Source organism: Streptomyces sp. KM273126 (assembly GCF_004337435.2).
GTDB lineage: Bacteria > Actinomycetota > Actinomycetes > Streptomycetales > Streptomycetaceae > Streptomyces > Streptomyces acidicola.
This window is the reverse complement of the sequence record NZ_SJXB02000001.1, coordinates 447,427-460,112: the sequence shown is the minus strand read 5'-3', so window position 1 is coordinate 460,112 and position 12,686 is coordinate 447,427. Positions and strand designations below refer to the sequence as shown.

Here is a 12,686-nt window from a genome sequence, read left to right as displayed (position 1 = left end):
TGATCATGGTGGCGCGAGGGCGGTCGGTCAGCAGTCCTGGAGCAGGACGGTGGAGGCGGTGCACAGAACCCGGCTGCCCTGGCTGAAGGCGAGCCGGGTGCGGACGGTGGGCCGTCCCGCGTCGTCGCGGACCGGATCCTGAGAGGTGACCGTGCAGGTCAGCGGAAGGTCGGCGTCCCCGAAACCGCGGAAGGACGCCCGCAACCGGGTCGTTACGGCGTGGGCGGGCCGCAGCCCGTGCTGTTCCGCGGCGACGAGCAGCGAGGCCTGCCGGGACGCCTCCAGGAACACCGGACCGGGGACGTGGTCCTCGGGACCGGCCCCGAAGATCTCGTGTCCGGGCTCCGGAGCCACGGGCAGCACGAACTCCCCGTGGGTGACCCGCAGCGGCGGACCCACGAGGACGTTCCGCGGACTGCCGCGCCCGACCAGTTCGGGCCGCACAGCGCGCTGTTCCGCCTTGGTCGCCCCACCCAGGGATGCAGGGGACAGCGGGCGCCGTGGCGCCGGTATGGCGCTCAGGAGGCTCTCCTGGCGGCCGTGCTCGCGGTGCGGCCGGTACACCTGAGGCGTCAGGAACTGCACCCGTGCGGAGGCGCTCCCGCAGCTGACGCCGTCGATCGCCACGTCGCTCCGGCAGTCGAGGCCACGCGGCACGCCGCCCACCACGTCCACGGGGGTCAGGGTGATGTCGAGCGTGATGTGGGCCGGGTGGCCGGTACGACGCCACGGGGCGAGGTCCAGGATGTCGAGCCCGCTGGAGACGAAGACCGCGGGGTGCTCGGGGGGAATCCGGAAGTACTGGTGGGCGACGAAGTGCGTGGCCTGGCACAGGGTCTCGGCGACGAAGAGCAGGTCGTGGAAGGTGTCCGGCCCGTCATTGAACGTCCCGTGCCGGCTCGGCAACTCGGCGGAGAGCGCGAAGTGCTGCTCCACCGGCGCCGTGGCGTCCAGCAGGAAGCCCTCCGGGGTGTTGGGTCTGTGCAGTAGGTGCAGCGGCGCGGTGAGCCCTGTCGGGCGTTGCGCGGACGCTGTGGGCTGAGACGTGAGAGCGGTGTCCATAGTCAGCTCCTTCTGCGGTTCCCCCGTGGTGCGCGAGGCATGCGGTCGGCGCGCACAACGCCACAGGGCGGTGGCGGGATTCCGCCACCGCCTCCACGGTGTCTTGGACCACTGGTATCGGCCTGTATCTGGCCTGGAGCCGGACTGGACCGCAGCGGGAATCAGCTGCGCGCAGTCGGGTTTTGTGATGTACGACGCGTTCTGTGCACTCTACGCGACCTGCTCCGCCAGCGCGGAGACCAGCGGATGGTCGCCGGGGAGCGGACCGGCCGCGCTCGCCCCGCCGGGCGACCCGAGGTCGGCGAACACCTCGGAGTCCGCCGTCCGGTACCCACTCCACTCGTCCGGGAGGTCGTCGTCGTAGAAGATCGCCTCCACCGGGCAGACGGGTTCACAGGCGCCGCAGTCGACGCATTCGTCCGGTTGGATGTAGAGCTTCCTCGGCCCTTCGTAGATGCAGTCGACCGGGCACTCGTCGATGCAGGCGCGGTCCTTGACGTCGACACAGGGCTGCGCGATCACGTACGTCATGCTGTCCCTCTCCAGGGATGTGGCGGTATTCGGCGGTTTACTGCTGTCTATGGCGTATCAGGTGGATCGGGTGGAACGGGCGGATCAGCCGACTACCGTCCAGGTGTCCCCGCCGGTCAGCAGTGCTGTGAGGTCGCCCTTGCCGTTCTGTTCGATCGCGTTGTCCAGTTGTTCGGACATCTGGTGGTCGTAGACGGGCCGGTCGACGGAGCGGAGGACGCCGATGGGGGTGTGGTGCAGGGTGTCGGGGTCCGCCAGGCGGGAGAGGGCGAAGGCGGTGGTGGGGGAGGTGGCGTGTGCGTCGTGGATGAGGATGTGTGCCTCGTTGTCGGGAGTCACGGTGACGACGCTCAGATCACCTGTGGCCTGGTCGCGTACAACGCCCTTGGCGAGGTCGGTGCCGAAGCGGATGGGCTGGCCGTGTTCGAGGCGGATGACGGCTTCTTCGGCCTGTTGTTTGTCCTTGATGGCGTCGAAGGCGCCGTCGTTGAAGATGTTGCAGTTCTGGTAGATCTCGACGAGGGCGGTGCCGGGGTGGGCGGCGGCCTGTCGGAGTACCTGGGTGAGGTGTTTGCGGTCGGAGTCGACGGTGCGGGCCACGAAGGACGCCTCCGCGCCGATCGCCAGCGACACCGGGTTGAAGGGTGCGTCCAGGGACCCCATCGGCGTCGATTTGGTGATCTTGCCGACCTCGGATGTCGGGCTGTACTGGCCTTTGGTGAGGCCGTAGATGCGGTTGTTGAAGAGCAGGATTTTGAGGTTGACGTTGCGGCGGAGGGCGTGGATGAGGTGGTTGCCGCCGATCGACAGCGCGTCACCGTCACCGGTGACCACCCACACCGACAGGTCGCGCCGGCTGGTGGCCAGGCCCGTCGCGATCGCGGGGGCGCGGCCGTGGATGGAGTGCATCCCGTAGGTGTTCATGTAGTACGGGAAGCGGGAGGAGCAGCCGATGCCGGAGACGAAGACGATGTTCTCCTTGGCGAGGCCGAGTTCGGGCATGAAGCCCTGGACGGCGGCGAGGATCGCGTAGTCGCCGCAGCCGGGGCACCAGCGCACTTCCTGATCGGACTTGAAGTCCTTCGCCTGGAGTCGGAGTTCAGTTCCCACGGAGCGTCTCCCGCAGTGTGTCGGCGAGTTGTTCGGCTTTGAACGGCATTCCGTTCACCTGGTTGTACGAGCGGGCGTCGACCAGATATTTCGCCCGGATGAGGGTGGCGAGCTGACCGAGGTTCATCTCGGGTACGACGATGCGCTCGTATCGTGCGAGTACCTCTCCCAGGTTCTTCGGGAAGGGGTTGAGGTGGCGCAGGTGGGCCTGGGCGATGGTTTCGCCGGTGGTGCGCAGGCGTCGGACGGCGGCGGTGATGGGTCCGTAGGTCGATCCCCAGCCCAGTACGAGGGTGTTCGCGCCGTGGGGGTCGTCGACGTCGAGGTCGGGGACGGTGATGCCGTCGATCTTGGCCTGTCGGGTGCGGACCATGTGGTCGTGGTTGGCGGGGTCGTAGGAGATGTTGCCGGTGCCGTCCTGTTTCTCGATGCCGCCGATGCGGTGTTCCAGGTCGGGGGTGCCGGGGATGGCCCAGGGGCGGGCGAGGGTGTGGGGGTCGCGTTTGTAGGGCCAGAACACTTCGGTGCCATCGGGCATCGTGTGGTTGGGGCCCTGCGCGAACTGCACGGTCAGGTCCGGGAGTTCGTCCAGCTCGGGGATGCGCCAGGGCTCGGAGCCGTTGGCGAGGTAGCCGTCGGAGAGCAGCATCACCGGTGTGCGGTAGGTCAGGGCGATGCGGGCTGCTTCCAGGGCCGCGTCGAAGCAGTCGGCGGGCGTGCGGGGCGCGATGACGGGGACGGGGGCTTCGCCGTTGCGCCCGTACATGGCCTGCAGCAGGTCGGCCTGTTCGGTTTTGGTGGGCAGGCCGGTGGAGGGTCCGCCGCGCTGGATGTCGATGACCAGCAGCGGCAGTTCCAGTGAGACCGCGAGGCCGATGGTCTCGGACTTCAGGGCGACGCCGGGTCCGGAGGTGGTGGTCACTGCCAGGGAGCCGCCGAAGGCGGCGCCGAGTGCGGCGCCGATGCCGGCGATCTCGTCCTCGGCCTGGAAGGTGCGGACACCGAAGTTCTTGTGCCTGCTGAGCTCGTGCAGGATGTCCGAGGCGGGGGTGATGGGGTAGGAGCCGAGGAAGAGCGGCAGGTCGGCTTGTTGTGAGGCGGCGACGAGGCCGTAGGCGAGGGCGAGGTTGCCGGAGATGTTGCGGTAGGTGCCGGCGGGGAAGGCGGTGGTGGCGGGGGCGACCTCGTAGGAGACGGCGAAGTCCTCGGTGGTCTCGCCGAAGTTCCAGCCCGCGCGGAAGGCGGCGATGTTCGCTGCCGCGATGTCGGGCTTCTTGGCGAACTTCGACTTCAGGAACTTCTCGGTGCCCTCGGTGGGCCGGTGGTACATCCACGACAGCAGACCGAGGGCGAACATGTTCTTGCTGCGCTCGGCCTCCTTGCGGGTGAGGTCGAACTCCTTCAGGGCCTCGACCGTGAGCGTGGTCAGGGGCACGGGGTGGAGGCGGTAGCCGTCCAGCGAGCCGTCCTCCAGGGGGGAGGCGGCGTATCCGACCTTCTGCAGGGCGCGTTTGGTGAATTCGTCGGTGTTGACGATGATCTCGGCGCCGCGGGGGAGGTCGTTGATGTTGGCTTTGAGGGCGGCGGGGTTCATGGCGACGAGGACGTTGGGGGCGTCGCCGGGGGTGAGGATGTCGTGGTCGGCGAAGTGGAGCTGGAAGGAGGAGACGCCTGGCAGGGTTCCTGCGGGGGCGCGGATTTCGGCGGGGAAGTTCGGCAGGGTGGACAGGTCGTTGCCGAACGAGGCGGTTTCCGAGGTGAAGCGGTCACCGGTGAGCTGCATGCCGTCACCCGAGTCCCCCGCGAAACGGATGATCACCCGATCCACCCGACGGACATCCTTGGTGCTGGTCCCGGCCGGCGGCGGCTCGGGTGCATCGATGTCCACGGCGTCTACCGTCACGAGACTCGTCTCCTCTGGCTCTCCGGTGTCCGGCCCGGCTGCATGCGCTGTCGTCCGCGCAGTCCGCGTCATCCGCGCTGTACGCGCTGACTCACCGGGACGCTAGGCAGCCGGACTTGCGGCAGGCCAAAGCGCACTCTCCGGCCGCCCCCACCCCGCCCCGCCGCGGCCCCGGACGATGTTTCCGAGGTACAGCAGCGGTTCAGCGGTTCTTCAGCGCGGGTCGAGACGCTCTTCCGGGCCGGTAGGCAACCTGACTCGGTGGTTTCTTCCCGTCGGTGGCAAGCACCGGACGGCTGCCCCGCCCTTCTGCCGTGCCCTGCCTCGGTCGGCCGATCACTCGACTTCCGGCCTTGCCACCGCAGGGTCACTCGACTTTCGGCCCTGCCACCGCAGGGTCACCCGACTTCCGGCCCTGCCCCGCAGGGTCGTCACCACCGCCTGAAGGAGCACACATTGGACGCGTCAGTTCCGGCCTCCCGCCGCACCCTGCTCAGACTCGGCGCCGTGGGCGCCGTGGGCGGCGCACTCGCCGCCGCCCCGCTGCCGGCGTTCGCGGCGTCCCGGTCCGGGGGCTCCCCGCTGCCGGGCACCCTCTCCGTCAATGCCCCGGGCGTGTACCCGGAGGGCGTCGCCTGGGATCCGCGGCGGAAGGCGTTCCTCGTCGGGTCGAGCGCGCAGGGCACGATCTCGGTGGTCAAGGCGGACGGTTCGGTGACTTTGCTGGTCGCCCCGTTCGCCCAGGTCTCGGTGCTCGGCATCACGGTGGACGCCGCCCGTAACCGGGTGCTGGCCGCCTACACCGACTACTTCTTCCGGCTGCTCGGCATGGTCGACCCCTCGCAGCCCCCGGTGTCCGGGGTCGGTGTCTTCGACCTGACCACCGGTGCCGTACAGCACCTGGTCGACCTGTCCGCCGGTCAGGCCGAGCCGCGCGCCAACGACGTCACCGTCGACGACGACGGCACCATCTACGTCACCGACACCGGGGTCGACACCGTCAGCGTGGTGAGCCGCGACGGCAAGGTGATCCAGGTGATCCAGGACGACCGCTTCGTCACCTCCGACACGGGACCGAACGGGATCGTCGCCCACCCCGCGGGCTTCCTCCTCATGGGCAAGTACGACGGCGGCCGGCTCTTCCGCATCGACCGTCCCCGGTCGGCGCGGCCGGTGGTCAGCGAGGTACGGCTCGACCGCGCACCGCTCTCCCTCGACGGTCTCGCGCTGCGCAAGGACGGCTCGCTGGTCGCCGCGGCCAACGACCTGTCGCTGTCCGGCGGACGCACGGGCAGGGACGCCGTCGTGGTGCTGCGGTCCACCGACAACTGGCGTACCGCGCGCACGGTGCAGGACCAGACCTGGCCGATCGAGGACCCCACGACCATCGCCGTGACCCCGTACGGCGACTACGTGGTCAGCGGCGGGCTCCGCGAAATCCTGACCGGCGTCCCCTCCGCCACGCCGGGCCAGTTCCACCTGCGCCGCCGCTGACGGCGCCTCAACGGGCGCCCGCACCGGCGTCCTCCCACCCGCGCCCCGTACATACGGCCCCGTACGCGGTGCTCGCCGCGTACGGCTCCGTACGCACCTCACCAGCTCAGAACTCCCGGGAGTCCCCATGTCACCCGTAGCCCACGACACCCCGCCGCCCGAAACGGCCCCGCCCCGCGGCCTGTTCAGCGCCCTCGCCCGGCTGACCGGCGCCCGGGCCCGGCTGCTGCTCGTCCTCACCGTGATCCTGCTGGCCGGGGCCGTCGTCCTGGGCAGCGGGGTGGCCGACCGGCTGCGCAGCGGCGGCAGCGGCGGCGTCGTCGACCCCGCCTCCGAGTCCTCGTACGCCGCGGACATCCTGGAGCGGGAGTTCCCCGGCGCCCGCCCCAACCTCGTCCTGCTGGCCCGGGCCGGCAGCGGGGTCGACGAGGCCGACGTGGCGCGTCAGGGACGGGAACTCGCCGCCCGCCTCGCCGACGAGAAGGGCGTCACCGGGGTCATCTCCTACTGGGACACCGGGGCACAGGCGCTGCGCTCCAAGGACGGCCGTGAGGCCCTGGTCGTGGCCCGGCTCACCGGGGACGAACTGGCGGCCGAGCGCACGCTGGAGGAGCGGATCACCGGGCACTTCGACGGACGGCAGGGTGACCTCACCGTCCGCGTCGGGGGCAGCGTCGCCGTCCAGCACGAGCAGCAGACCCTCATCAGCGAGGACCTCCTGCGGGCCGAGGCCATCGCGCTGCCGATCACGCTGATCATCCTCATGATCGTGTTCGGCAGCGCCGTCGCCGCCCTGCTCCCGCTGGGCATCGGCATCATCGCGATCCTCGGCACCAACGCGGTGCTGCGCGTCCTCACGTCCTTCACCGACGTCTCCGTCTTCGCGACCAACCTCACCACCGCCCTCGGCCTGGGCCTCGCCATCGACTACGCGCTGCTGATCGTGCGTCGCTACCGCGAGGAGCTCGGCCACGGCCGGGACATGCCCGGCGCGCTCGCCGTCACCCTCAACACCGCGGGGCGGACCGTGCTGTTCTCGGCCGCCACGGTCGCCGTCTCGCTCGCCGCGATGCTCGTCTTCCCGCTGTACTTCCTGCGCTCCCTCGCGTACGCGGGCATCAGCGTGGTGGTCCTGGCGGCCGTCGCGGCCCTGATCGTGCTGCCCGCGCTGCTCGCCGTCCTGGGCCGCCGGATCGACGCGCTGGACGTCCGCAAGCTGTTCCGGCGCCGCTCCCGCGAGCAGCGGCAGTCCACCGAGGCCGGGGCGGGCTGGGCCCGGCTGGCGCGGTGGGTCATGCGGCGCGCGCCCCTGGTGGCCACCGGCACCCTCGCCGTCCTGCTGCTGCTCGGCGCGCCCTTCCTGAACGTCGACTTCGGCACCGCCGACTACCGGCAGCTCCCCACGTCGGCCGATTCCCGGGTGGTGCAGCAGCACATCAACGACGGCTTCCAGGGCAACCCCACCGGAGTGATCGAGGTCGTCACCGAGCAGGCGACCCCCGCTGAACTCGGCAGCTACGCCGAGCGGTTGTCCCGGCTCCCCGAGGTTCTGCGGGTGGACTCCCCGACGGGCCGTTACACCGAGGGCAGGGCCGCCGGGCCCGCGCAGCCCGACCGCAGCTCCGGCACCGTCTCGTACCTCACGGTGGTGTCGGGTGTGGAGGCCGTCTCCGACGAGGGCAAGGACCTGGTACGGGACGTACGGGCGGTGGACGCGTCGTTCCCGACGTACACCTCCGGGACGACCGCGGCCATGATCGACAGTCAGGCGGCCATCGGGCGCGGCCTGCCGTGGGCCCTCGGCATCATCGTGCTCGCCACGCTGGTGCTGGTGTTCCTGCTCACCGGCAGTGTGCTGGTGCCCGTCCAGGCGGTGCTGCTCAACGCGCTCAGCCTGACCGCGATGCTGGGTGCCGTGGTGTGGGTCTTCCAGGACGGCAACCTCTCGGGGCTGCTGGACTTCACCTCGACCGGGAGCATCGAGACGGCACTGCCGGTCCTGATGTTCTGCCTCGCGTTCGGGCTCTCCATGGACTACGGGGTCTTCCTGCTCTCCCGGATCAAGGAGGAACGGGAGCGCACGCTCGACCACAAGGCCGCCGTGGTGGAGGGCATCCGCAGCACCGGAGGCGTCATCACCGCCGCCGCGCTCGTCCTCTCCGTCGTCATGGTGGCCATCGGCACGTCCCGCATCACCAACACGAAGATGCTGGGACTGGGGGTCGCCCTGGCGATCCTCATGGACGCGATGGTGATCCGCACGCTGCTCGTGCCCGCGGTGCTGTCGCTCACCGGGCGGGCGACCTGGTGGGCACCCGGGCCGCTGCGCCGGCTCCACGCACGGTTCGGCATCAGCGAGGGCGGCTCGGCACGCCCTGCGTCGGCACCGGACGCGACTGACGCGACCGACGCGCCGGACGCGGCAGCGGCGCGGGAGCCGGAGGAACCGGCGGCCGCGGTCGGCGCGGTGGCCGGGAAGTCGTCCGACTGACGGCTGCACCGACGTGAGTTCGGAGTGCGGGAGGACCTCCACGGGTCCTCCCGCACTCGCTTTGGCGGGGAGCAGCCGCTTTGGCGGGGCGCGCTTGCCCTGACGGGGCGCTGACGGGGCGCTGACGGGGCGTGCTTGCCCTGGCAGGGCACTCGCTTTGGCCGTGCGCATCCGCTTTGGCACGGCGCAAGCCCTCGTCGTTAGCGTCCGGAGCACCGCGTCAGGCGGACGCCGGAGCCACCCGGAGCAGCCCTGAACAAGGGGGGGACAGTCCGATGACAGCCACTCAACCGTCCGGGCCACGGTCGCGGTCGGTACGCCGCGTCGTACTGAGAGAAGGGAACGACATGGCAATCGACACGATCGTCGTCGACTACGGGGGCGTGCTGACGAACCCGCTCGTGGAGACCTTCGCCGCCTTCGCCGAACTGGCCGGGATCGACGCGGGCGACCTCGCCCAGGCGTTCCTGACGGCGACGGAACGCCACGGGGAGACGCCGATGGCCGCGCTGGAGACCGGCGCGATCACGGAGCGGCAGATGGTGGACCGAATCCTGGCCGAACTCCCCGAGGGGGCGGGCCGGATCCTGGCGGACGGGCGCAGCTTCGGCGAGCTGTGGTTCCGCGGCCGGCGACCCAACGAGCCGTTCCTGGAGTTTCTGCGCGGCCTGCGCGGCGACGGGTACCGGCTCGCCCTGCTCACCAACAACGTCCGCGAGTGGGAACCGCTGTGGCGCGCCCAGCTCCCCGTCGACGAACTCTTCGACGTCGTCGTGGACTCGCACCGGGAAGGGGTACGCAAGCCCGACCCGGCCATCTACCGCATCCTGCTCGAACGGCTCGACACCACCCCGCAGCACTGCCTGTTCGTCGACGACACGGAGGAGAACTGCACGGCCGCGGCCGAACTCGGCATCCGCTCCGTGCGGTTCGCCGACACCGACGGCGCCGTCCGCGAGATCGCGGCCCTGCTCGACCGCCCCCTGGCCATGGCCGCCGACTCCGCGAGAGGTGAGCTGAGATGACCGTTCCGGTTCTGGTCGTCGGCGCCGGGCCCACCGGGCTCACCGCCGCCGCCGTGTTGCGGGACCTCGGCGTCCCCTGCCGCGTCGTCGACCGGCGCCCTGGTCCCGGCATCGCCCCCAAGGGGCTGGTGCTGTGGAGCGGCGCCCTGGAGTGCCTGGACCGCCTCGGCGTCGCCGAGAAGATCGCCGAGACGGCGCTGCCGTTGACCGGGGGGTCCTACTGGTCGAACGGCCGGCGCCTCGCCGTGGCGCGCTTCGGCGGGCTGACGGGCACAGCCTTCCCCGGTCCCCTGTGCGTACCGCAGCCCGTCACCGAGCGGGCGCTGCACGCCCGGCTGACGGAACTCGGCGGCACCGTCGAGTGGGAGACCGAGGTCACGGCGGTCACGGTGAACCGTGGCGGTCCCGAGGAGTCGGTGACCGTGACGCTGCGCTCGGCCCGTGGCGAGGAGACCCTGACGGTGCCCTGGCTGATCGCCGCCGACGGCGCCCGCAGCCTGGTGCGTGACAGCGTCGGCATCCCCTTCGAGGGCCACACCTTCGACCGTATGTTCCTGATCGGGGACGGCCGGCTGGAGGGCGCGCCCGCCGAGGCCGAGGTGCAGCACCACATCGCACCGGACGGCGTACTGGTGATCGTCCCCCAGCCCGACGGCCACCGTGTCTTCTTCGACATGGAGCCGGACGGGCAGACCGAGCCGCCCACCGAGGAGTTGCTGCAGCGGCTCCTCGACGAACGCGGCCCGGGCGGGCTGCGCCTGCACGACACCTGGTGGGCCAGCCGCTTCCGCGTGCACGCCAAGGTCGCCCCGCGGTTCCGCGAGGGCCCGGTGCTGCTGGCGGGCGACGCGGTCCACGCCCACACCACCGCCGGCGGTCAGGGACTCAACACGGGTGTCCAGGACGGCTACGACGTGGGCTGGAAGCTCGCGAGCGTCGTACGCGGCGCCGATCCGGCGCTGCTCGACAGCTTCGAGTCGGAACGCCGCCCGGCGTCCGTCAGGGCCGTCGCGAACGGTGACCAGCAGACCCGGATGTGGCTGCTGCGCAGTCCGGCGGCGCGACTCCTGCGGAACACGGTGCTGCGGCTGCTGTCCGCCACCGGCCTGCTGGAGAAGAAGGCGATCCCCCTGCTCGCCCAGCTCGACCTGGACCACTCCACCAGTCCGGCGGTGGCCGATCTCGACGGTGCCCCGGACGTACCGCGCGCACTGCGGCTCGGCCGGCGCTCCCCCGACCTGGCCCTTGCTCCGGTGCACGGCACGACGGCGCGGTCGCTCCACGCCCACCTGTCGGCCGGCCGGCACACCGTGCTGGTGCACGGTGACCTGGCCGCCGGGGAACTCGCCGCGCGAGCCGCTGCCGTCGTGGGGGAGCGGGGTGCCGGGGACGTCGTGCGGGTGCTGTGGATCCAGCCCGCGAACACGGCTCCCGCCGAACTCCCGCAGGACGGCACAGGATTCGCCGTGGCACGGGAGGTGGACGACGCGCTCGGCGGAGCCGGTGCCCCGTGGTGCGCGTACCTGCGGCCCGACGGCGTCGTCGCGGCCCGCTCGGGCCCGGCGGGCCTCGACGCGCTCCTCTCCCAGCTGCCGTCCCTGCCGCCTCGTATCACCCCGGTACCGGCCTAAGGGCCTGTTCTGAGTTCCCCGCCTGCGCAGCGACGCCCGGCACGTGCGATCGGCGCACGGTGTCGCAGGGCAGGTGGCTCCGCCACATGACCTGCGACACCGCACGCCGATCGCACGCTCCCCCACCCTCGAACCGCGCTTCGCACGGCTCGGGCGGGAGGTACCCCCACTCCGCCGCTGCGCCCGCGCTTCGCGCGGACGACGGGGAACTCAGAACAGGCCCTGGGCCCTGACGAGGCTCAGCACACCGCTCGTGCTCTCTCCCTGGAAGGATCGACCCTGACCATGACCATCCCCATGTCCGCGTCCGCGTCCCTTTCCGCGCCCGCGTTCGCGCCCGTGTCCCCTCCCACGCCCCTCCCCGTGCCCGCCTCCACCCCCGCGACCGGGACGGCCCCGGTGCCACCCGGGAACGACCATGTGGAGCTGAGCTACGACGCGACCGTTCCACGCGCCCTGGTCCACAGAGCCTCGATAGCCGAGGTCTTCGTCACCGACTCGGCCGGGACGGGCGAGGACACCTTCGTCGTCGCCGCGCAGCTCCCGCGCGGCCATCTGATCGGCGAGAACTCCCCGCTGTACGACTTCAGCCTGATGGTCGAAGTGGTGCGTCAGGCAGGGGTCCTGATCGCCCACCGCCACCTGGAGGTGCAACTGGACTCCGCGTTCATCTTCCGGGACCTGACACTCCGTACCACCGCCTTCGAACCGCTGCGCATCGGCCGGCGGCCCGCCAGCGCGCGGATCACCGTGAGCGTGCGGACCCGGCGCAACAAGGCAGGCCGGCTGCAGGGGTTCAGCTTCCTCGGGGACATCGAGGTCGACGGACGGTCCGCGATGAAGGGTGAGGGCGGGCTGCTGATCCTGTCCAAGGCCGCCTACCAGGCCATGCGCAGCCGGCGGCTGTCGCCCGAGCACCCCGGCTTCCTGCTGCCGCGCTTCACGGCGGCGGAACCGTCCCACGTGGGACGGCGGGACGCCCGCAACGTGTTCATCACCGAACCCGTCGCCGACGCGGGGCAGTTCGCCTGCCAGTTGGTGGTGGACACCAGCCATCCGCACGTCTTCGACCATCCGCTGGACCATGTGCCGGGCCATCTGCAGATGGAGGCCGCGCGTCAGCTGGCCGTCGCCGCCGTCGCCCGGCTGCACGCCCTGGACCCCTACAGCCTGTTGGTCGCCTCGATCGCCACCGAATTCACTGACTACGCGGAGCTGGACCGCATCACCAGGCTGCGGGCGACCGTCGACGGATTCCGCTGGGACGAGGACCTGGGCACCTTCACCACTCCCGTCGTGGTGGAGGCCGTGCAGGAGGACACCATCACCACGGCCATGCGGCTGGAGGTGTCACAGTGGGTCTGAGAATTACGCAGTGGGTTTGAGAATTAAATGAACTCGTCACCGGAACCCTCCACTTCATGAAGTAAGGTTCCCGC

The 12,686-nt window shown here is 70.8% G+C and carries 9 protein-coding genes; 5 read left to right on the top strand and 4 right to left on the bottom strand.

Annotated features, from left to right (window positions below; translation table 11 throughout):
• Positions 1–27: 27 nt before the first annotated feature.
• The 4 genes from E0500_RS01905 to E0500_RS01890 all read right to left on the bottom strand — a co-directional run bounded on the left by E0500_RS01905 (position 28) and on the right by E0500_RS01890 (position 4,606).
• On the bottom strand, positions 28–1,062 hold the full coding sequence (locus E0500_RS01905) for an AfsA-related hotdog domain-containing protein (protein ID WP_131561229.1): 1,035 nt from the start codon (positions 1,060–1,062) through the stop codon (positions 28–30).
• Positions 1,063–1,272: 210 nt separating this feature from the next.
• Entirely contained in the window at positions 1,273–1,593 is a 321-nt protein-coding gene (gene fdxA / locus E0500_RS01900; protein WP_131561227.1) for a ferredoxin, read from the bottom strand.
• 84 nt (positions 1,594–1,677) lie between these two features.
• Positions 1,678–2,703 (bottom strand): 2-oxoacid:ferredoxin oxidoreductase subunit beta, encoded by a 1,026-nt coding sequence (locus E0500_RS01895; protein ID WP_181586840.1) that lies wholly within the window; start codon positions 2,701–2,703, stop codon positions 1,678–1,680.
• Entirely contained in the window at positions 2,693–4,606 is a 1,914-nt protein-coding gene (locus E0500_RS01890; RefSeq protein WP_181586839.1) for a 2-oxoacid:acceptor oxidoreductase subunit alpha, read from the bottom strand. The genes E0500_RS01895 and E0500_RS01890 overlap by 11 nt, the downstream gene beginning before the upstream one ends.
• A 456-nt stretch (positions 4,607–5,062) precedes the next feature.
• Here E0500_RS01890 and E0500_RS01885 point away from each other — a divergent pair, with 456 nt between their 5' ends.
• The 5 genes from E0500_RS01885 to E0500_RS01865 all read left to right on the top strand — a co-directional run bounded on the left by E0500_RS01885 (position 5,063) and on the right by E0500_RS01865 (position 12,612).
• The gene (locus E0500_RS01885; RefSeq protein WP_131571853.1) at positions 5,063–6,100 is read left to right on the top strand and encodes an SMP-30/gluconolactonase/LRE family protein; all 1,038 of its coding nucleotides are present in this window, start codon (positions 5,063–5,065) and stop codon (positions 6,098–6,100) included.
• Positions 6,101–6,227: 127 nt separating this feature from the next.
• Positions 6,228–8,591, top strand: a complete 2,364-nt coding sequence (locus E0500_RS01880; RefSeq protein WP_131571850.1) for an MMPL family transporter — start codon at positions 6,228–6,230, stop codon at positions 8,589–8,591.
• Between the two features lie 347 nt (positions 8,592–8,938).
• On the top strand, positions 8,939–9,616 hold the full coding sequence (locus tag E0500_RS01875) for an HAD family phosphatase (RefSeq protein WP_131571847.1): 678 nt from the start codon (positions 8,939–8,941) through the stop codon (positions 9,614–9,616).
• On the top strand, positions 9,613–11,247 hold the full coding sequence (locus E0500_RS01870; RefSeq protein ID WP_131571844.1) for an FAD-dependent monooxygenase: 1,635 nt from the start codon (positions 9,613–9,615) through the stop codon (positions 11,245–11,247). Before E0500_RS01875 ends, E0500_RS01870 begins: the two co-directional genes overlap by 4 nt.
• A gap of 285 nt (positions 11,248–11,532) precedes the next feature.
• The gene (locus E0500_RS01865) at positions 11,533–12,612 is read left to right on the top strand and encodes a ScbA/BarX family gamma-butyrolactone biosynthesis protein (RefSeq protein WP_181586838.1); all 1,080 of its coding nucleotides are present in this window, start codon (positions 11,533–11,535) and stop codon (positions 12,610–12,612) included.
• Positions 12,613–12,686: the final 74 nt, after the last annotated feature.

Bases quoted from the DNA above. Each gene is read 5' to 3' on its own strand.
- E0500_RS01905 (WP_131561229.1), bottom strand. From the start codon at position 1,062: ATGGACACCGCTCTCACGTCTCAGCCCACAGCGTCCGCGCAACGCCCG.
- E0500_RS01875 (WP_131571847.1), top strand. From the start codon at position 8,939: ATGGCAATCGACACGATCGTCGTCGACTACGGGGGCGTGCTGACGAAC.
- E0500_RS01870 (WP_131571844.1), top strand. From the start codon at position 9,613: ATGACCGTTCCGGTTCTGGTCGTCGGCGCCGGGCCCACCGGGCTCACC.
- E0500_RS01880 (WP_131571850.1), top strand. From the start codon at position 6,228: ATGTCACCCGTAGCCCACGACACCCCGCCGCCCGAAACGGCCCCGCCC.
- E0500_RS01865 (WP_181586838.1), top strand. From the start codon at position 11,533: ATGACCATCCCCATGTCCGCGTCCGCGTCCCTTTCCGCGCCCGCGTTC.
- fdxA (WP_131561227.1), bottom strand. From the start codon at position 1,593: ATGACGTACGTGATCGCGCAGCCCTGTGTCGACGTCAAGGACCGCGCC.